A 19,448-nucleotide genomic window follows, 5' to 3' on the forward strand; every position below is an offset into this window, starting at 1 on the left:
GCTCGGCCTGAATGTCACCAACTGTCACTTGCGCCTCCTGTCGAGCCGGCCAGGACCGGGGCACCCGTGGCGTCCTCGAGGATCGGGGCCTCGATCGCGCGGGCCTGGTGCTGACCGGCGTGGGCCAGCGCGCCGACCTGCTCCGGCGAGGCCAGGAACCACATCGGCTGGAAGTCGTAGGGCCGGCCCGGACGGTAGCGGCGGGTGCGCCGACCGCGGTCACTGCCCGAGAAGACGAGCGCGGCCACCAGCAGGATGACACCCAGCGGGATGACCACGAAGACCAGAACAGTGCTTGATATCGACAACCTCAACGCCCCCAGGCGCCTGTGTTTCCAGTTGATCCGAACAACTGTCACGGTAGCGGAGAGCTAGTCGTCCCGGACCGTCGGGTTCCAAACCAGGCTCTCATGCTGTCGGGATCTACGCGCGGATGGCCTTCAGGTGCGAAAATCACCCTCACGCGCCGTTCGTGCCCCCGTGCTCCGCGAACGGCAGGAGGGGGATCACATGCGACTGTCCGTCCCGGCCGCCCTGGCGGCGCTGTTCATGGGCGTGTTTGTCCTGTTCGACGCGTCCGCGGCGCGAGCCGCATCGGTCTACCTCGAGATCAACCCGAGCACGGTGCCGGCCGGTGACGAGGTCGGGCTCCGCGCTTCCTGTGACGACAACCTCAAAGCGGCCACCGTCTCGTCGGCGCTGTTCGGCGCGGTCACCGTGACGCCGCAGTACGGCCTGCTCACCGCGACGGTCCGGGTCCCGTCCGCGACCCGGGCCGGCGATTACAAGGTCGACCTGCGCTGCCCGGACGGCAAGACCGCCTCGGCCACCCTGCACGTGGTCGCCAAGGTCGAACCGGCCCGGGGCCCGGCCACCGGTGGCGGCGGCATGGCTCCCGGCCGCAACGCACCCGTCCTGATCGCCTCCGGTCTGGCCGTCATCGGTGCCGGCGTAGCCCTCTGGGTAGTGACCCTGCGACGCCGCCGCTTCGGCTGAGGTCGTCGGTGCCCCGCCGACCGACGCCGCTGCCCGGCGCCCGGATGCCCGACTCGGTACTGCGCAAACGGCCCGCCCAGGTCATCACCGCAACACCGCCGCCCGGCACCATCACCGCTCCACCGCCCGGCACCATCACCGGGCCACTGCCCGCTCCGCGGCCCGCCCAGGGCCGGCCCCCGTTCCGAGCCCCGCACCCCCGGCCCGAGCCCAGGACGCCGCCCCGGCCGACCCGCGGCAAGCGGCCCTGGCCGGTCGGGCTGGTCGTGCTCGCCCTGGTGTTCCTGGGCCTGTTCATGGTCGCGATGGGCATCGGGGCCGCGTCCAGCTTCGACTTGCCGAGCCTGTTCGGCGCCGGAGCGGGTGACGAGCCGCCGCCGCGCGCCTTCCCGGTGCTCGACCCGAGCCGGCCGGAACGCCTCACCATCCCGTCGATCAAGCTGGAGGCGCCGATCCTCGACGTGGGCCTGGCCGGCGACGGCTCGGTCGACGTGCCGCCCCTGAAAAGGCACAACGAGGCCGGCTGGTTCGACGGCGGGCCGACGCCGGGTCAGTTCGGGCCGGCCCTGATCGTCGGGCACGCCGACACCAGGACCGGGCCGTCGGTCTTCTACAACCTGCCCAAGCTCAAGGCCGGTCACCGCATCGAGGTGCTGCGCGCGGACAACTCGGTGGCGGTCTTCGAGGTCAACTCGGTCGAGCACTTCGACAAGGGCAAGCTGCCGATGCAGCGGGTCTACGGCGACTTCAGCCGCCCGTCACTGCGCCTGATGACGTGCGGCGGCAAGTGGGTCGGCGGCAAGACCGGTTACCAGGACAACGTCGTGGTGTTCGCCTCGCTGGTCGGCACCAGAGACAATTAAGCCGCCTCGACCTGTGCGGTCGGGGCGGCAGGAAGGTCCAGCCAGTCGGCCCAGCGGGGGTCCGGCGTGCGGTGTCCGAGGACCCGCCAGGCCACCCCGCGTGGGGCCGCGGGCACCTGATGCAGCCGCCAGCCGAGTTCCGCGGGCGTCTTGTCGCCCTTGCTGTGGTTGCACTTGGCGCAGGCGGCCACCACGTTCTCCCAGGCGTGCAACCCGCCTCGGCTGCGTGGGAACACGTGGTCGATGGTCTCGGCCGAGCCGCGGCAGTAGGCGCAGCGGCCGCCGTCGCGGGCGAAGATGGCACGCCGGGACAGGCCGATGTGCGTGCGGTAAGGCACCTTGACGTAACGCGTGAGCCGGACCACCGAGGGAACCGGCAGGTTGGTGTGCAGCGAGTGCAGCATGCCGTCGCCGTCGGAGACGCATTCGGCCTTGGCGGTCAGCACGAGGATGGTCGCTCGACGCACCGATACGACGCACAGCGGCTCGTAGGTGGCGTTCAGTACCAACGCGGAGGAGCCCACTGCGGGTCGTATGTCAGGCATCGCGATCACCCTTCAGGTGGAGGCGTCAGCAACCGCTCCTGCTGTCTCTTTTTCCAGGGTCCGTGCGCCAATAGTCCCTGATGAATGACCAAATTGCGAGCGCGATCCGTAGCCGTCCGGTAAACGTCTGAGGTCGGCGTGCTGTGTGCCACCTGGAAGCCGGCCCAGCCTCGCCGGGTACGGTGGCTCCCCGTGTTACTGCTAGCCCCCACCCCAACGCCCTCGCCCGACGTCTTCTCCTCGATCGACACGACGAAGGCCTGTGACACCGATCTGGTGTGCAGCCGTGTGTTCGACTGGACCGGCAACCAGTGGCTGGCCAACTCCAGCTACTGGGTGATCGTCAAGCCGCTGCGGATCCTCGCGATCATCCTGATCGCGCTGTTGATCCGCTGGCTGCTGCACCGGGCGATCCGCCGGCTCGCCAACAGCACCAGCCGCGCCTCGATGCCGGCGCTGCTGCGGCCGCTGAAGGAGAAGACCGCCCAGACGGCCGAGGAGGGCCAGTTCATCCCGGAGCGGCGCCGTCAGCGGGCCGAGGCGATCGGCTCGGTGCTGCGCAGCTTCGTCACCGCGGTGGTCTTCACCATGGCCGTGCTGCTGGTCTTCGGTGAGCTCGGCTTCAACCTGGGCCCGCTGCTGGCCAGTGCCGGGATCGTCGGCGTGGCCCTCGGCTTCGGCGCGCAGAGCCTGGTCAAGGACTTGATAGCGGGCCTGTTCATGCTGCTCGAGGACCAGTACGGGGTGGGCGACACGGTCGACCTCGGCGAGGCGATCGGCGTGGTCGAGTCGGTCGGCCTGCGGATCACCACCGTCCGCGACATGCGCGGCGTGCTCTGGTACATCCGCAACGGCGAGATCGTGCGGGTCGGCAACAAGAGCCAGGGCTGGGCCCTGGTCGTGATCGACATCCCGATCGGCTTCGTCAACTCGGAGGAGGCGATGGCCGCGCTGCGGATGGCGGCGCAGACCGTGGCCGACTCCGAGGAGCACCAGACCGAGTTCATCGAGCCGCCGGACGTGGTCGGTGTGGAGCAGCTGACGGTGGACGGCGCGGTGATCCGCACCATCGCCAAGACGACCGCCGCCGGTCAGGTCGCCGTCCAGCGCGATCTGCGCCGCGCGCTGACCGAGGCGCTGGAGGTCGGCGGCTTCTCCGAACGCATCGCCGCCTCTCGATTGATGCCACGCAGTGCGGTGCCGCCGCCATATCCACGACCTTCTCAGCCTGACGGACCCGGGACCGATTCACGCTGAGCAGGGATTAGTACCTCCGGGGGATGGTCCGGGTCGGCTGAACGGCCAACGATCCGGCCGTACGCCCTAGCATCGACTCGGACGATCGGGCAGAATCCGCGTGAGCATCTGCACATGCGGCATCACGTTCCGCCGGGCAACCCGCGGGCCGTGCCCGGCAATCGTCGTGACCCGGCGAGTGCCGAGATCGATGGAGGACCTGGTGTCCGAGGACCCCGCTGCACGGCCCGACCGGGCCGACAGACCGGTTACGTTCCGGGACGTTTTCGCCGTCCGCGAATACCGGGCGATCTACACGTCGCTGCTTGTCAACTGGGCCGGTGACTACCTCTCCAAGGCGGCCGTCACCGTTCTCGTCTACGAGAAGACCGACTCGGTGCTGCTGTCGGCGGCGGCCCTCGGCGTCTCCTTCATTCCCTGGATCATCGGCGGCACACTGCTGTCCGCGCTGGCCGAGCGCTATCCCTACCGCCGGGTGCTGATCGTCGCCGACCTGGCCCGGATGGTGCCGATCGGGTTGCTGCTGGTCCCGCACGTGCCGATCTGGCTGATGCTGGTGCTCGTCTTCCTGGCCAGCCTCGGCATGCCGCCCACCCAGGCGGCCCGCTCGGCCCTGCTGCCGCAGTTGGTCGGGCGGGAGAAGCTGGCCACCGCGATCGCCGTCAACCAGACCACCACCCAGGCCGCCCAGCTCTTCGGATACCTGGCCGGCGCCACCATCGCGACGGTGCTCAGCCCCCGGGTCGCGCTCGGCGTCGACGTGTGCACGTTCGCGCTGTCCGCGCTGGTCATCGCCCGCGGCATCCAGCACCGCCCCCCGGCCCGCACCGAGGCGCAGCGCACCCACCTGCTGCACGAGTCGGGCGAAGGCATCCGGCTCGTCTTCGGCCGGCCGGTGCTGCGCGCCATCGTGCTGATGGTCTGCCTGATGAGCATGTTCTCGGTCGCCCCCGAGGGGCTGGCCGCCGCGTGGGCCGCCGAGGGCACCGACAACTCGACGTCCCGCGGCCTCTACCAGGGCCTGATCATGGCGGCCGCGCCGATCGGCTTCGTCATCGGCGGTCTGCTCCTGACCCGGCTGGCCGGCGCGGACCGGCGCGACCGGCTGGTCTGCCCGCTCGCCATCCTCAGCTGCCTGGCCCTGGCCCCGGCCGCGTTCAGCCCGCCCCTGCCGATCGTGGTCCTGCTGGTGATCCTCTCCGGCGCCGCCGCGGGCGGGCTGTCGCCGACGCTCAACGGCCGGTTCGTGCTGATGCTCCCGCACGGCTACCGCGCCCGGGCGTTCGGCGTGGTCCAGGCCGGACTCCAGCTCGCCCAGTTCTCCGGCATCATCATCACCGGCGTGCTCGCCGACCGGTTCCGGCTGCCGCTGGTGGTCGGCCTGTGGAGCGTCGTCGGCACGTTCGTGATGAGCTATCTCGCCGTCGGCTGGCCCAGCCGCCGCACCTTCGCCCGGGCCATGGAGGCGGCCGCCGCCACGGTTCCGCCGGCTCCGGTTCCGCCGGCCACGACGCCGGTCGTGCCGGCCCCCGCACCCGCCCCGGAGGCCGCGCCCGTGCGCACGACGAGCGTCACACCCAAGCACCCCTGACCGACCTGGCAGGATGGACGGGTGAGCGCACCGACCCCCGACGAGATCACGTTCTTCGAAGCGATCGGCGGCGAGCCCACGTTCCGCCGGCTCGTCGACCGGTTCTACGCGGGTGTGGCCGACGATCCACTTCTCCGCCCGATGTACCCGGAGGAGGACCTCGGTCCGGCCGCCGACCGGCTGACCCTGTTCCTGATGCAGTACTGGGGCGGCCCGAACACCTACTCGGCCAGCCGTGGACACCCGCGGCTGCGCATGCGGCACGCCCCCTTCACCGTCGACGTCGCGGCCCGCGACGCGTGGCTCAAGCACATGCGCGACGCGGTCGACTCCCTCGATCTACCCCAGCCGCTGCGGACCCAACTCTGGGACTACCTGGAGCGGGCGGCGTACTTCATGGTCAACGCCTGAGAGTTTCCGGTGCGGGCGGTCGATCGTTGGTCCTCGGACAAACACCGATCACCTGGAGTCGCCCGCAATGCGCCGTCGCCTGCTTGCCGCCGCCGTTCTCGTAGCCGCCGCCATGGTGTGCGCGCAACCGGCCGGGGCCGACCCGGCCCAGTCGACGGTGGTCTCGGCCAACCCGGTCGACTTCACCCCGCATGTTCTCGACGGCACGGTCTGGAGCATGGCGCTGGTCGGCGACACGGTCGTGGTCGGGGGTGCTTTCACCAAGGTCACCGACTCGAGCCGGCAACACACGTACGCCCGGAAGAACATCTTCGCCTTCGGGCTCCGCGACGGGGTGATCCGCGCCTTCGCCCCCGAGGTGGACGGGGCGGTCTACGCACTCGCCGCCGGCCCCGACAGCACCGTCTACGCCGGCGGGGCGTTCAAATCGGTGAACCGCGTCTCCCAGCGCGGCCTCACCCGCCTCTACCCGGGCAGCGGCCAGCGGGTCTCGTCCTTCAACGCGCAGATCAACTGGGGTGACGTACGGGCGCTCCAGGCCCGCGGCTCCAGCCTGTACGTGGCCGGCACGTTCTCCGCGATCAACGGCGTGAACCGGACCGCCCTGGCCCGGGTGAGCACCGCCTCCGGCGCCGTCGACACCGGCTTCGACGCCCGGCTGACCGCCCCCGGCCTGTCCCGCACCCGGGTCGAGCACTTCGACATCTCCCCCGACGGCCGCCGGCTGGTGGCGGTCGGCGCGCTGCTGCGGGCCAGCGGCTACGACCGCACCCAGATCGTCATGTTCGACGTCTCCGGTTCCGCGGCGACGCTGCTCAACTGGTACACCGACGCCTACAAGCCGGCGTGCATGAAGGGCTTCGACACCTACCTGCGGCAGATCAAGTTCTCGCCGGACGGCGGTTACTTCGTGGTGGCGGCGACCGGCCGGGCCTCGTCGCCGACCTCGCTGTGCGACTCGGCGGCCCGCTTCGAGGCCGGCGGCAACGGGCGGCACAATCCGACCTGGGTGCAGCGTACGGGCGGGGACTCGCTGTACGCGGTGGCGGTCACCGGGTCGACCGTCTACCTGGGTGGGCACCAGCGCTACTTCGACAACCCGTACGGCACCGACGCGAGGGGGCCCGGCCCGGGTGCGGTCGCCCGGCCCGGCATCGGCGCGGTGAATCCGTCGACCGGGCGGGCGCTGCCGTGGAACCCGACCCGGAGCCGGGGCGTGGGCGTCCGGTGCTTCCTGGTGGTGCCGCACGGCCTGCTGGTGGGGTCGGACACGGACCAGCTCGGGCACGAGTATCACGGCCGGATCGGGATGTTCCCGGTCTAGACCGGATGGTCCGGGCGGGCTCTGGAACCCGGCGGGCCGCCGCGGTACGGGCTAGAGCAGCGCACCCTCGTCGTGGAGCCAATCCACGAAGCTGGTGGCCACGGCGGCGCCGCAGTCGAGCATCTCCACCACGAGGGCGTCGTGCGCGCCGGCCGCCAGCGGGACCTGGAGCTCCGCGTAGATCGGGAGCTGACCCCGCTCGGTCGGGTCGCCCACGTAGGCCTTGCAGAAGCGGCGGGTGTGGTTCCACTCGTTGACCACCCGGTAGGCGCGGTCGGCCCAGTCCGGCGGGACGGTCGCGTGCGGACGCGCCCGCATCACCAGGATCTCGTCGTCGGGGCCCTCGAGGGTGAACAGCACCGCGTGCCGTTCCCACATCGCGAGGAGGCTGCCGCCGCCGTCGGCGAGGAACCGGATGTCGAGCATGTCGAGCGCCTTACCGATGCGCGCCAGCGTCACCGGAGCGATCTGCTCGGACTCCTCGGACTTGGCCACGTCGGCCGGAACAATGCTTACCCGGCTCGGCTCGCGCTGAGCCGGAACCCCGACGCGAACGGTGCTGCGCACCGTCGAACCGCCATCGGTCTCCGGCGCGTTGCCCGCCGCCGAACCCGGACGCCATGACCACCACGGCATCGTTGCGCACCTCACTCCCCAGCAGACCCACCGCCGGACGTAGCGAAGTGGATCCGGCTGCCGACGGTACCCGTACAGGTCGCGGAGGTCATCCCCCCAACCGGAGGGCGGGACCGGTCGGATGAGGTGGCATCACCCTTTTGGGTGACCACCTATAGGCATAACGGTCAATTTACCCACGGGCTGTAGCCAGGCAACTCCATATGGTGCGGAAAGACCCACCCATTGGCCCGCCGTCCGCACTCGAGCATCCGGCCCGTCGGAGCCCTCGGGACCGAGAAAACCCATCCGGGATATCGCCTGAACAAGGCGCTGGGACACCTCGACAGGCGTCCCGTCGGGCGGCGTCACGACCAGGGCCACGTGATCGAGGAGCGCGTCGCGTACCGCCCGCTGGCCGACCGCCCGGCCGGCCAGACCGCCCGCCGTGACTTCCCGCAGCGTACCGGCCGCCGCGGCGGCCAACCGGGTCAGCTCCGCCGCCGACACCGACTCGACCGTCTCGCTCAGCGCCGGCGGCAGTGGCCAGCGCCACGCCGCGTCGCGCCGAGCCGGCAGCTCGTCACCACCCCGGGCCAGCACGGACAGCAGTTCCGAGGCCGACACCGTGGCGTCGTCCGGGCCTCGGCCGGCCACCTCACGGGTGACCAGGACATCCCACGGCAGCCGGGCCCACAGCGCGGTGCGCCCGGTCGAGCCGCGCAACCGCACCGGGGCGGTGGGGTCGAGCCTGGTCAGCCGGGCGAGGAAGGCGCCGGCGTCCGGCACCGCGAGCAGACCGTGCGCCACACTCATGCCCGGTACGGCTCGAGGAAGTCGCGCTCGGCCTGGGAGAGCCGACGGGGATGGCTGTTGGCCAGGTTGAACGGCACGCATACCGATTTCGCCCGGGACGCCACCACGCCGGCGTCGAACAGCTCGTAGGACACGGAGAACGAGGCGGCCCGCAGCTCCGAGATCCACATCTCGATGCGGACCGGCTCGCCGTAGTTGACCGGCCGCAGATAGTCGATCTCGTGCCGGGCGATCACGATGCCCTCCTCGAACGAGCCGAGGCCGTGCTTGCGGGCGCCGAGGAAGAACATCTCCACGCGCGCCTCCTCGTAGAGGGTGAGGAAGCGCGCGTTGTTGACGTGCCCGTACGCGTCCATATCGGACCAGCGCACGGGCACGTCGTGGACGAATTTAGTCACGGGTCAGCTTGCGGTAGGTGACCCGGTGCGGACGGGCGGCGTCGGCGCCCAGCCGGTCGATCTTGTTCTTCTCGTACGCGTCGAAGTTGCCCTCGAACCAGAACCACTTGTCCGGGTCCTCGTCGGTGCCCTCCCACGCGAGCATGTGGGTGGTGACCCGGTCGAGGAACATCCGGTCGTGGGAGATGACCACGGCGCAGCCGGGGAACTCGAGCAGAGCGTTCTCCAGGCTGGACAGCGTCTCGACGTCGAGGTCGTTGGTCGGCTCGTCGAGCAGGATCACGTTGCCGCCGATCTTCAGCGTCATCGCGAGGTTGAGCCGGTTGCGCTCGCCACCGGAGAGCACCTTGACCGGCTTCTGCTGGTCGGGGCCCTTGAAGCCGAACGCGGCGACGTACGCCCGGGACGGCATCTCGACCTTGCCGACCATCATGTGGTCGAGCCCGTCGGAGACGACCTCCCAGACCGTCTTGGTGCCGTCGAGCCCGGAGCGGTTCTGGTCGACGTACGACAACTTCACCGTCTCGCCGATCCGCACGCTGCCCTCGTCCGGCTTCTCGAGCCCGACGATCGTCTTGAACAGCGTGGTCTTGCCGACGCCGTTCGGGCCGATGATGCCGACGATGCCGTTGCGCGGCAGCGAGAACGACAGGTGGTCGATGAGCGTGCGCCCGTCGAAGCCCTTGGTCAGGTCCTGAGACTCGATGACGGTGTTGCCCAGGCGCGGGCCCGGCGGGATCTGGATCTCTTCGAAGTCGAGCTTGCGGGTCTTCTCCGCCTCGGTGGCCATCTCCTCGTACCGGTCGAGGCGGGCCTTGCTCTTGGTCTGCCGCGCCTTCGCGTTGGACCGCACCCACTCGAGTTCCTCGGTGAGGCGCTTCTTCATCTTCGCGTCCTTGCGGCCCTCGACCGCGAGACGCTGCGCCTTCTTGTCCAGATAGGTCGAGTAGTTGCCCTCGTACGGGAACGTGCGGCCGCGGTCCAGCTCGAGGATCCAGGTCGCGACGTTGTCGAGGAAGTACCGGTCGTGGGTGATGGCGATGACGGTGCCGGCGTACTTCGCGAGGTGCTGCTCCAGCCAGCTCACGCTCTCCGCGTCGAGGTGGTTGGTGGGCTCGTCGAGCAGCAGCAGGTCGGGCGCCTCGAGCAGCAGCTTGCACAGCGCCACGCGGCGGCGTTCACCACCGGAGAGCTGGGTGACGTCGGCGTCCGGCGGGGGGCAGCGCAGCGCGTCCATGGCCAGCTCGAGCTGGGAGTCGAGGTCCCACGCGTTGACGTTGTCGAGCTGCTCCTGGAGCTTGCCCATCTCTTCCATGAGCTCGTCGGTGTAGTCGGTCGCCATCTGCTCGGCGATCGCGTTGAACCGGTCGAGCTTGGCCTTCGTCTCCGCGACCGCCTCCTCGATGTTGCCGAGGACGGTCTTCGAGTCGTTCAGCGGCGGTTCCTGGGCCAGCATGCCGACGGAGTAGCCGGGCATCAGCCTGGCCTCGCCGTTGCTGACCTGCTCGACCCCGGCCATGATCTTCAACAGGGTCGACTTACCGGCACCGTTGGGGCCAACCACACCGATCTTGACCCCGGGCAGGAAGCTCAGCGTCACGTTGTCGAGCACGACCTTGTCGCCGTGCGCCTTGCGCGCCTTCTCCAAGGTGTAGATGTACTGGGCCACAGTGTGCCCTACCTCCGTGATCGTGATCTGAATTGTCAGGTCTTCAGTCCGCCTGGGGTGGTGGACGGGGTGGTGGACGTCGGCCGAGATGCCGAATGCAGGGGCAATCTTTCCAGGTGCCCTTCCGGCCGCAGAACACAACCCCGGCGGGCCGGTACGGATTCCCTCACTCCCAGGACTCCACGGAGTTCACCTGCGGCTTGCGCCCGTCGGGAAAGGTGATCCGGAGCTGCTTCGAGTTGATCAAGAATTTGGCCCCGTCCGAGGCCACCGCCGAGTATTCGTTGTCGCCCTGGCGGTTCGCCCGGGGCAGGAACAGCGCGTTCGCGGTCTGGTCGAACACGCCGCTGCTGGCCTTGGTCTGCGACTGGTAGTACAGCTGGCCGTTGCTGTCCTCGCAGATCCAGACGTTGGTGTCGTTGTTCGTGACCGCCTTGAAGATTTGTCGCAGATCGGCGGGGTATCCGTTCGCGGCGGCGAAGGCGATCGTCTCGTCCGGGCAGAGCGCGCCGGACGGTCCCGACGCGTACGAGGAATCGGCCGGATAGGGAGTGACGATGTCGGTGGTGTCCTGCGGGTCCGCCGCCCGCAACCGGTCCCGATGCCGCTCACCCAGCACGAATCCGGCGGTCATGCCGATGATCGTCAGGAAAACCGTGGCGATGACCACAGGAAAGAAGATCGGCCGCCGGGGCGGGGAAAGATCGTCGGACGGTGTCACCGGCCCAGGATGGCACCCGGCGGCCAACCGGTCCATCCAAGGCCGGTCAAGAAGCCGCGTGATACTGGGCGCCCCCAGGGGTACTACGCACAGTAGGCTCGCGGTGGGAACGAAAACGACCCGGAGGTGCACTCAGCGTGGCCGAACGAAGTTCCTTCGTCGTAGTCGCCAACCGTCTGCCAGTCGATGAAGTCACTACTTCCGACGGCGAGAAACAGTGGCGCACCAGCCCGGGTGGGCTGGTAACCGCGCTGCACCCGGTCCTGACCGAGCACGGCGGCACCTGGATCGGCTGGGCCGGTGGCAATGGAGAGGCGCCCGAGCCGTTCAAGCTCGAGGGCATCAACATCCACCCGGTGCCGTTGAGCGCCGAGGAACTGGAGCGCTACTACGAGGGCCAGTCCAACGCGACGATCTGGCCGCTCTACCACGACGCGGTCGAGACACCGGTGTACAAGCGCCGCTGGCGGGAGGCCTACCGGCTGGTGAACCAGCGGTTCGCCGAGGCCGCGGCCGAGGTCGCCGACGAGGGCGCCACCGTCTGGGTGCAGGACTATCAGCTCCAGCTGGTCCCGGCCATGCTTCGCGAGCTGCGCCCCGACCTCAAGATCGGCTTCTTCCTGCACATCCCGTTCCCGCCGATCGAGCTGTTCATGCAGATGCCGTTCCGCGCCGAGGTGCTGCGCGGCCTGCTCGGCGCCGACCTGGTGGGCTTCCAGCAGCGGCTGGCGGCGCAGAACTTCGTACGCCTCGCCCGGCACCTGCTGGGTCTTCGCTACGAGGGTCAGTCGATCAAGGTCGACGGGCGCAGCGTCAAGGCCGGCGCCTTCCCGATCAGCATCGACACCCGCGAGATGGAGCGGATGGCGGCCGATCCCCACGTGCAGGCCCGCGCCAAGCAGATCCGCGCCGAGCTGGGCGACCCCGAGACGGTGATCCTCGGTGTCGACCGCCTCGACTACACCAAGGGCATCGAGCTGCGGCTCAAGGCGTTCCGCGAGCTGCTGGCCGACGGCAAGCTCAAGGTTGGCGACGCGGTGATGGTGCAGGTCGCGACCCCGAGCCGGGAGCGCGTCGAGCATTACCAGACGCTGCGGGTCAAGGTCGAACGCGAGGTCGGCCGGATCAACGGCGAGTTCGCCCGGGTCGGTGTCCCCGCCGTGCACTACCTGCACCAGTCCTACAGCAAGCAGGAACTGGCGGCGATGTACGTCGCGGCCGACGTCATGATGGTCACCCCGCTGCGCGACGGCATGAACCTGGTCGCGAAGGAATACGTCGCGTGCCGCGGCGACAGCGGCGGGGCGCTCGTGCTCAGCGAGTTCGCCGGGGCGGCCACCGAGCTGCGTCAGGCGTTCCTGTGCAACCCGCACGACCCCGACGGGGTCAAGGACGCCCTGCTGCGCGCGGTCGGGGCCGAGCCGGCCGAGCTCAAGCGGCGCATGCGGGTCATGCAGCGGCACGTGCGCCAGCACGACGTCGCCGAGTGGGCGCGGATGTTCCTCGACGAGCTCGCCTCGGCCGAGACCGACGACAAGGACGACAAGGAATCACCCGAGGGCTGACACGACCGCACCGATGACGACCGTGGCCGGTGGGCGCAGGCCCGCCGCCGCGGCGTCGTCCGCCACCGTACCGAGAGTGCTGCGCAGGGAGCGCTGATCGGGTGTCGAGCCCTCCTGCACCACCGCCGCCGGGGTGTCCGCGGGGCGGCCCTCCGCGATCAGCCGGGCAGCGATCTTGGGCAGGTTCTTCAGGCCCATCATCACCACGATCGTGCCGCGCATCCGGGCCAGCGCCGACCAGTCGACGAGCGACTGTCCGCTGTCCGGCGCCACGTGACCGGAGACCACGGTGAACTCGTGTGCCACGCCCCGGTGGGTGACCGGGATGCCGGCCAGCGCGGGGGCGGCGATCGAACTGGTCACGCCGGGGACGACGAGCACCGGAACGCCGGCGGCCGCGCAGGCGATGGCCTCCTCGCCGCCACGGCCGAAGACGTAGGGGTCGCCGCCCTTGAGCCGCACCACGAACTTCCCCTCCAGCGCCCGCTCGACCAGGATGCGGTTGATCTCCTCCTGGGCGGCGGACGGGCCGTAGGGGATCTTGGCCGCGTCCACCAGCTCGACCTCCGGCCGCAGGTCGCCCAGGAGCAGCCCGGGGATCAGCCGGTCGGCCACCACCACGTCGGCGGCGGCCAGCAGGCGGCGGCCCTTCACGGTGATCAGCTCGGGGTCACCGGGACCGGCGCCGACGAGGGCGACACCCTTGTACTCCAGCGCCACCGGTGGTTGCGACTCAAGGGCCAGGGCCACCAGATCGCGTACGGCCATCGCGCGCCGCCGGTCGCCCCCGTCCGTCACCGCCACCGTGACCTGGCCGTGCCGGGTGACGGCCGGCGTCCACGCGGTGGCCGCTTCCCGGTCGTCGGCCCGTACGCAGAAGATCCGTTGCCCCTCGGCGGCCGCACTCACCTGATCCGCCGCCACCGGGTCGTCGACCGCCACATGCACCAGCCAGGCGCCCTCGACGTCGGCCGCCTCGAACCGCCGCTCGTGCCACGCGACACGTCCGGCGTCGACGTGACCACGCAGGAACGGGGTCAGCTCGGGTGACACGATCTCCACCCGCGCCCCGGCGGCGAGCAGCCCCGGAACCCGCCGGGAGGCGACCGCGCCGCCACCGACGACGAGCACCCGCCGGCCGGTCAGGCGTAGCGCCATGGGGTAGAGACTCACTTTTCGGACACTCCCGCCGAGTCGAACGTGGCGACCTCGTGCAGCACCCGCACCGCGGCCGCGACGACCGGCAGCGCCAGCACCGCACCGCTCCCCTCGCCCAGACGCATGCCGAGGTCGAGAAGCGGCTCCAGACCGAGATGGGTGAGCGCGACGGCGGCGCCCGGCTCGGCCGAGAGGTGACCGGCGACCATCGCGGCGACGGCGTCCGGGGCGAACGCGGCGGCGGCCACGGCACCCGAGGCCGCGATGACGCCGTCGACGATCACCGGGACCCGGTGGGCGGCCGCGGCCAGGATGAACCCGGCGATGGCGGCGTGTTCGAGGCCGCCGACCGCGGCCAGCACCCCGAGCGGGTCGGCGGGGTCGGGCGCGTGCCGGTCGAGCGCCGCCCGAACGACAGCGATCTTGTGAGCGTGCATGGCGTCGTCGATGCCGGTGCCACGACCGGTCGCCTGCTCGGCGGTGCAGCCGGTGAAGGCCGCGATCAGGGTGGCGGCGGGCGTCGTGTTGGCGATGCCCATGTCGCCGGTGAGCAGGACCTTCGCGCCCGCGTCGAGCAGCCGCTCGGCCACCTGGATGCCGGTCTCGACGGCGGCGCGGGCCTCGTCGCGGGTCAGGGCCGGCTCGACGGTCATGTCCCGGGTGCCGCGCCGGACGTTCGCCTCGACCAGCGCGGGCGCCCCCGATCCGGGCACACCGGCGCCCGGCTCGCCAGCATCGGGCACGCCACCATCGGGCACGCCAGCATCGGGGTGGGCGGCTTCGGTGCGGAGCGCGGCCGGCAGCGGGGTCGCGACGCCGACGTCCACCACCGTGACGGAGGCGCCGGCCTGGCGGGCGAACGCGTTCACCACGGCGCCGCCGGCCAGGAAGTTGGCGACCATCTGCCCGGTGACCTCCTGGGGCCACCCCGAGACGGCCTGCGCGTGCACGCCGTGGTCGCCGGCGAAGACCGCGACAGCGGCCGGGGTCGGCAGCGGCGGCGGGCAGGCGCCGGCCAGGCCGGCGAGACGCACCGACAGCTCCTCCAGGGCGCCGAGCGAACCGGCCGGCTTGGTGAGCCGGGCCTGCAGTTCGCGGGCGGCGGCCATGGCCGGCTGGTCGGCGGGCCGGACGGCCGCCACGGTCGACTCCAGGGATACGCGGGTCACGCTCGCTCCTCGATCACATCGGTCAGGGTCGCCACGAAAGAATCAGTGATCGCAGTGTCGCGCACGGCGATCCGCAACCAATCGGGGCCCAGGCCCGGGAAGGTGTCGCCCCGGCGGACCGCGTAGCCGCGTTCTCGCAGCTCAAGGCGAATCTTGGCGGCACCTGGCAGGCGTACGGAAACAAATGACGCAGCCGGGGAACCGGCGATCGTGAGGTTCGGCACGTGCGCGAGTCGGCGAAGCAGATGATCCCGCTCGGCCGCGACGCGCGCCGCGATCTCGCGTTCCGCGGCGATCGCGGTGGGTGACGCACAGGCGGTCGCGGCGGCGAGTGCGGGAGTCGAAACGGCCCACAGCGGTTGCGCGGTCCGCAGCCGCGACAGGAGTTCGGCCGGGCCGAGGAGATAACCGATGCGCAGGCCGGCCAGGCCCCAGGTCTTGGTGAGGCTGCGTAGGACGACGAGTCCTTCGACGTCGCGCCGATCGGCCAGGCTCTCCGGCTCCCCAGCGATGCCGGCACGGAACGTGATGTCGGCGAAGGCCTCGTCGACGACCAGCACCCGGCCGGGGCGGGCCAGTTCGGCGATCTCGGAAGCCGGATGCAGCACCGATGTCGGGTTTGTCGGGTTACCCAGGACGACGAGGTCGGCCTCCTCCGGCACGGCCCCCGCGTCGAGCCGGAACCCGTCCTCCTCGCGCAGCACCACCCGATGAACCTGATGACCGGCGTTGCTCAGCGCGGCCTCGGGCTCGGTGAACTGCGGATGCACCACGACCGGCCGCCGGACACCCCGCAGGGCCTGCGCCAGCAGCACGAATCCCTGCGCCGCCCCGGCGGTCAGCAACACCTCGGCGGGGTCCCGGCCATGCCGGGCCGCGACGGCCCGCGTCGCTTCAAGATCATCGGGGTACGCCCGGAGCTCGGTCAACGAGTCGGCGATCGGGCGGGACAGCCAGGCCGGCATCGGCTCGTGCCGCACGTTGACGGCCAGGTCGAGCAGACCGCCGCCCACTTCCTGGTCGCCGTGGTGCCCGAGCTCGAACGTCATGGCTCCCAGGATGCCGCACGGTATTCCACATCTCACTTCGGCCGTTTCGTCAGGACATGAACGCTTTTGTCATACCTTCGGATTGTGGCTGCCGGAAAAATTGCTCCCCTCATCCGTGCGGGCCTGATCGCGGGTCTCGTGGTCGCCGGTCTCGCCTACCCCCTCGCCGCCCTCGCCGGCATCGGCGTCAAAGCCGGCACCGAAGCGCTCCAGGGCCTGCCCGAGGATCTCATCGAGGCGCCCACCGCGCAGACCACCTACGTGTACGCGAACGACGGCAAAACCCTGCTCACGATGTTCTACGAGGAACACCGGCGGCCCACCCGGCTCGACGACATGTCGCCGTACGTCGCGCAGGCGATCGTCGCGTCCGAGGACAGCCGCTTCTACGAGCACCACGGTGTCGACGCCAAAGGCGTGGCCCGGGCGTTCGTGGCGAACCAGCAGGCCGGCGGCGTCTCCCAGGGCGCCTCCACGCTGACCATGCAGTACGTCCGGATGGCCTTACGGGACAGCGCGAAGACCCCGAAGCAGGCCCTCGAAGCCACCGAGCAGACCACCCAGCGCAAACTGCGCGAGATGCGGCTCGCCGTCGAGCTCGAGAAACGGCTCTCCAAGCAGCAGATCCTCGAGCGCTACCTGAACTCGGCGTACTTCGGCCACCGCGCGTACGGGATCTTCGCGGCCTCACAGGTGTTCTTCTCCAAGGCGCCGAAATATCTCGACCTCAACGAGGCGGCGCTGCTGGCCGGGCTGGTCAAGGCCCCGTCCGCGTACGATCCGGCGGTCGGCGACCAGGAGTCGGCGATCAACCGGCGCAACTACGTGATCGACCAGATGCTGAAGATGCACACGATCACCGCCGCCCAGGCGATCGAGTCGAAAGCCGCGAAGATCGACCTGAAATTGAGTTCGCCGCCGAACGACTGCCTGTCGATCCGGGGCAAGCGCAACGACTGGGGCTTCTTCTGCGATTACCTCAAGTCGTGGTGGCGGGAACAGCCGGCGTTCGGCGACAGCCCGGAGGAACGCGAGGAGAACCTGCGCCGCGGCGGCTACCGGGTGATCACCTCGATCGACCCCCGCATCCAGGCGTCGGCGATGAAACACGTGCTCGACAAGGAGCGGATCCGGAGCCGCTTCGCCCACGGCCAAGTGATCATCGAGCCGAACACCGGCCGGATCGTCAGCATGGCGGTCAACCGACACTACTCGCTCGCACCCAACCCGAAGAAGAACACCAACTACCCGAACACCGTGAACCCCCTGCTCGGCGGCGGCTCGATGGCCGGCTACCAGGCCGGGTCGACGTTCAAGGTGTTCACCCTGCTGGCCTCCCTCGACGCCGGAATGCCGCTGAACACCAGCTTCAACGCCCCCGAGCGGTACTACTCGAAATACATCACCGCGCCCGGCCCGGCGACCTGCGGCCGCCGCTGGTGCCCGAAGAACTCCAGCAAGTCGATGACCGGCCGGCAGACCATGTGGAGCGGCTTCGGCAAGTCGGTGAACACGTACTTCGTGCAGCTCGAGGAGAAGGTCGGCGCGGACAAGGCGGTCGAGATGGCCGAGCGGCTCGGCCTGCGCTGGCGCACCGACGTCGACCGGAAACTGGCCACCCCGGAGCACGCCGCCGGGTGGGGCGCGTTCACCCTGGGCGTCAGCGACGCCACCCCGATCGAGATGGCGAACGTCTTCGCCACCCTCGCCGCCGAGGGAAACTACTGCGAGCCGCTGCCGGTCAAGAGCATCCGCAACCGCGACGGCACCGACACGAAGTTCCAGGGCAAGGTCGTCGCCGCCCCCCGCTGCCACCGGGTGGTCAGCGTCGACGTCGCCCGCGCGGCGACGGACGCCGCCCGATGCCCCACCGGCTACGGCTCGGCGCGGGGCTCCTGCAACGGCTGGGGCACCTCACCCATGGTGTACGCGACCATGAAGCGCCCCGTCGCCGGCAAGAGCGGCACCACCGACAGCAACAAGACCGCCTGGTTCTGCGGCTTCACCCCGCAGTTGGCGGGCGCGGCGTTCGTGGCCGACCCGGACGACCCCAACGACTACGTCGGCACGGGCCGGTCGACAATCTCCAAGTACACATTCGCGCAGACGATGAAGGACGCGCTCAAGGGCCAGCCGAAGGTCAAATTCACCCCACCGACCAGGGCGATGACGTACGGCGAACGGGGCGGCCGGCACCGCTCCTGGTCCTCGGACTCCTCAGCTTCCGATTCCTCGGACTCCCGCGCCGACTCCCCTGATTCCGACGACTCCGACGACGTCAGCTCGACCGGCACGCGCTCCAACCGGGACCGTTCCGACCACCCGCGCCCTCGTCACACCCGAGCCCGGCACCCTCGCCCCGACGAGACCCACCCCAGCGACTCCCGCTCCAACGACTCCGGCTCCGGCTCCGGCTCCGGCGATTCCGGCCACGACTCGCGCCCGGACAAGCCGCGACCGAGCAAGTCTCGCTCGACCAACACCCAGTCCGGCGGCGACTGACCACCCGGCCACCCGCCGCGCCACTCAGCCGGGCTGACCTGCACAAGCGACCCAGCGCAAGCGACCCGCCGACCAGCGGGCCGGGCGCCGGGCGGAACTGTGGCGCCGGCCTCAGGCTGCCGGGCGGGTTCGGCGGCGGGGTGGGTGGCGCCAGGCGGGGTCGCGGCCGGCCAGGGTCAGGGCCTGGTCGAGCAGGGTGGTGGCGCTTTCGGTGGGGACGGGTGGGCTGAACAGGCCGGAGGTGCCCTCGGCGGGGCTCTGGGACAGGAACTCGATCAGCACCTCGAGCGTGCGCGGGTCGGCGAAGTATTCCTGGCCGGTGGCGCGGGCGAGGTCCCAGCTGTGCATGATCAGCTCGTTCATGGCGACGACGCCGAGGGTGGCGGCGGGCATGGTCACGCCGCCGGCCTGGGATGTGCCGGTCCAGGCTGCCGGGTCTTTCCAGGCGGTGGCCAGTTCCTCGAGCAGCCCCGGGAGACGGCTGCGCCAGTGCCGGGTCAGGTGCTGGGCCGACGGGGCGGGCGGGGGCCCGTCGGTGCCGGCGGAGTCAGTGCGTTTGCGAGCGGCCTGGGTGAACGCATAGGACAGGCCGATCAGATGATCGAGGAGGGCGGCCACGCTCCAGTCCGGACACGGGGTCGGTCCGAGCAACTCGGCGTCGTCGATGCCCAGCAGAAGAGCTCGCAGTTTACGAACCGGCGGGTCGAAGTCCAGCGGCACACGGTCGGCCACGGTCGTCCTCCTTCGAGTCGTCGTCGTTAACCCCACGTTACGGGTGAGGTACGACACTTTCGCGCTC

At 70.4% G+C, this 19,448-nt stretch carries 18 protein-coding genes and 1 pseudogene; 8 read left to right on the forward strand and 11 right to left on the reverse strand.

From position 1 onward, the window contains the following. Positions 1 to 14: 14 nt before the first annotated feature. On the reverse strand, positions 15 to 278 hold the full coding sequence (gene ctaJ, locus Afe05nite_RS06580; RefSeq protein ID WP_239117605.1) for an aa3-type cytochrome oxidase subunit CtaJ: 264 nt from the start codon (positions 276 to 278) through the stop codon (positions 15 to 17). A gap of 232 nt (positions 279 to 510) precedes the next feature. Here ctaJ and Afe05nite_RS06585 point away from each other — a divergent pair, with 232 nt between their 5' ends. Together Afe05nite_RS06585 and Afe05nite_RS06590 are read left to right on the forward strand one after the other, a co-directional pair. Continuing rightward, the gene (locus Afe05nite_RS06585) at positions 511 to 996 is read left to right on the forward strand and encodes a hypothetical protein (protein ID WP_203816075.1); all 486 of its coding nucleotides are present in this window, start codon (positions 511 to 513) and stop codon (positions 994 to 996) included. 8 nt (positions 997 to 1,004) lie between these two features. Beyond that, positions 1,005 to 1,859 (forward strand): class F sortase, encoded by an 855-nt coding sequence (locus Afe05nite_RS06590; RefSeq protein WP_239117606.1) that lies wholly within the window; start codon positions 1,005 to 1,007, stop codon positions 1,857 to 1,859. Here Afe05nite_RS06590 and Afe05nite_RS06595 read toward each other — a convergent pair. After that, positions 1,856 to 2,404, reverse strand: coding sequence for an HNH endonuclease (locus Afe05nite_RS06595; protein WP_203816076.1), 549 nt, complete (start codon positions 2,402 to 2,404; stop codon positions 1,856 to 1,858). The genes Afe05nite_RS06590 and Afe05nite_RS06595 overlap by 4 nt on opposite strands. Before the next feature lie 192 nt (positions 2,405 to 2,596). Between Afe05nite_RS06595 and Afe05nite_RS06600 the strand changes: the two genes are divergently transcribed. The 4 genes from Afe05nite_RS06600 (at position 2,597) to Afe05nite_RS06615 (ending at position 6,987) form a co-directional block, all read left to right on the forward strand. Further along, complete coding sequence (locus Afe05nite_RS06600; protein WP_203816077.1) at positions 2,597 to 3,661, forward strand: mechanosensitive ion channel family protein; 1,065 nt, start codon at positions 2,597 to 2,599, stop codon at positions 3,659 to 3,661. 202 nt (positions 3,662 to 3,863) lie between these two features. Beyond that, positions 3,864 to 5,252, forward strand: coding sequence for an MFS transporter (locus tag Afe05nite_RS06605; protein WP_239117607.1), 1,389 nt, complete (start codon positions 3,864 to 3,866; stop codon positions 5,250 to 5,252). Positions 5,253 to 5,273: 21 nt separating this feature from the next. Next, entirely contained in the window at positions 5,274 to 5,663 is a 390-nt protein-coding gene (locus Afe05nite_RS06610; protein ID WP_203816079.1) for a globin, read from the forward strand. 67 nt (positions 5,664 to 5,730) lie between these two features. Next, on the forward strand, positions 5,731 to 6,987 hold the full coding sequence (locus tag Afe05nite_RS06615; protein WP_203816080.1) for a delta-60 repeat domain-containing protein: 1,257 nt from the start codon (positions 5,731 to 5,733) through the stop codon (positions 6,985 to 6,987). A gap of 51 nt (positions 6,988 to 7,038) precedes the next feature. Here Afe05nite_RS06615 and Afe05nite_RS06620 read toward each other — a convergent pair whose 3' ends face one another. From Afe05nite_RS06620 to Afe05nite_RS06640, 5 genes are all read right to left on the reverse strand, one after another. After that, entirely contained in the window at positions 7,039 to 7,623 is a 585-nt protein-coding gene (locus Afe05nite_RS06620) for a type III secretion system chaperone family protein (protein WP_203816081.1), read from the reverse strand. 132 nt (positions 7,624 to 7,755) lie between these two features. Further along, positions 7,756 to 8,418 carry a DUF8185 domain-containing protein gene (locus Afe05nite_RS06625; protein WP_203816082.1) on the reverse strand — a complete coding sequence of 221 codons (663 nt, stop codon included), beginning with the start codon at positions 8,416 to 8,418 and terminating at the stop codon, positions 7,756 to 7,758. Then, positions 8,415 to 8,816 (reverse strand): acyl-CoA thioesterase, encoded by a 402-nt coding sequence (locus Afe05nite_RS06630; RefSeq protein WP_275407450.1) that lies wholly within the window; start codon positions 8,814 to 8,816, stop codon positions 8,415 to 8,417. Before Afe05nite_RS06630 ends, Afe05nite_RS06625 begins: the two co-directional genes overlap by 4 nt. Then, the gene (ettA, locus tag Afe05nite_RS06635) at positions 8,809 to 10,485 is read right to left on the reverse strand and encodes an energy-dependent translational throttle protein EttA (RefSeq protein ID WP_203816083.1); all 1,677 of its coding nucleotides are present in this window, start codon (positions 10,483 to 10,485) and stop codon (positions 8,809 to 8,811) included. The genes Afe05nite_RS06630 and ettA overlap by 8 nt, the downstream gene beginning before the upstream one ends. Positions 10,486 to 10,651: 166 nt before the next feature. Continuing rightward, positions 10,652 to 11,206: a hypothetical protein gene (locus Afe05nite_RS06640; protein ID WP_203816084.1), complete on the reverse strand. Its 555-nt coding sequence runs from the start codon at positions 11,204 to 11,206 to the stop codon at positions 10,652 to 10,654. Positions 11,207 to 11,343: 137 nt separating this feature from the next. On the opposite strand from Afe05nite_RS06640, the gene Afe05nite_RS06645 reads away from it, so the two are divergent. Beyond that, a complete protein-coding gene (locus Afe05nite_RS06645; RefSeq protein WP_203816085.1) occupies positions 11,344 to 12,771 on the forward strand; it encodes an alpha,alpha-trehalose-phosphate synthase (UDP-forming) in 1,428 nt (475 codons plus the stop codon). Here Afe05nite_RS06645 and cobA read toward each other — a convergent pair. The 3 genes from cobA to cobC are packed head-to-tail and all read right to left on the reverse strand — an operon-like array spanning position 12,757 to position 16,147. Beyond that, positions 12,757 to 13,944: a uroporphyrinogen-III C-methyltransferase gene (gene cobA, locus Afe05nite_RS06650; protein ID WP_239117608.1), complete on the reverse strand. Its 1,188-nt coding sequence runs from the start codon at positions 13,942 to 13,944 to the stop codon at positions 12,757 to 12,759. The genes Afe05nite_RS06645 and cobA overlap by 15 nt on opposite strands. Continuing rightward, positions 13,941 to 15,038, reverse strand: coding sequence for a nicotinate-nucleotide--dimethylbenzimidazole phosphoribosyltransferase (locus Afe05nite_RS06655; RefSeq protein WP_203816217.1), 1,098 nt, complete (start codon positions 15,036 to 15,038; stop codon positions 13,941 to 13,943). The genes cobA and Afe05nite_RS06655 overlap by 4 nt, the downstream gene beginning before the upstream one ends. Positions 15,039 to 15,094: 56 nt before the next feature. Next, complete coding sequence (gene cobC / locus Afe05nite_RS06660) at positions 15,095 to 16,147, reverse strand: Rv2231c family histidinol phosphate aminotransferase CobC (protein WP_203816086.1); 1,053 nt, start codon at positions 16,145 to 16,147, stop codon at positions 15,095 to 15,097. A 66-nt stretch (positions 16,148 to 16,213) separates the two neighbouring features. On the opposite strand from cobC, the pseudogene Afe05nite_RS06665 reads away from it, so the two are divergent. After that, positions 16,214 to 18,316, forward strand: a pseudogene (locus tag Afe05nite_RS06665) (transglycosylase domain-containing protein); the annotation flags it as partial. Between the two features lie 444 nt (positions 18,317 to 18,760). Here Afe05nite_RS06665 and Afe05nite_RS06670 read toward each other — a convergent pair. After that, entirely contained in the window at positions 18,761 to 19,381 is a 621-nt protein-coding gene (locus Afe05nite_RS06670; protein ID WP_203816087.1) for a TIGR03086 family metal-binding protein, read from the reverse strand. Between the last annotated feature and the right edge of the window lie 67 nt (positions 19,382 to 19,448).

It is taken from the genome of Paractinoplanes ferrugineus (genome assembly GCF_016862195.1).
In the GTDB taxonomy this organism is placed as follows: Bacteria; Actinomycetota; Actinomycetes; order Mycobacteriales; family Micromonosporaceae; genus Actinoplanes; species Actinoplanes ferrugineus.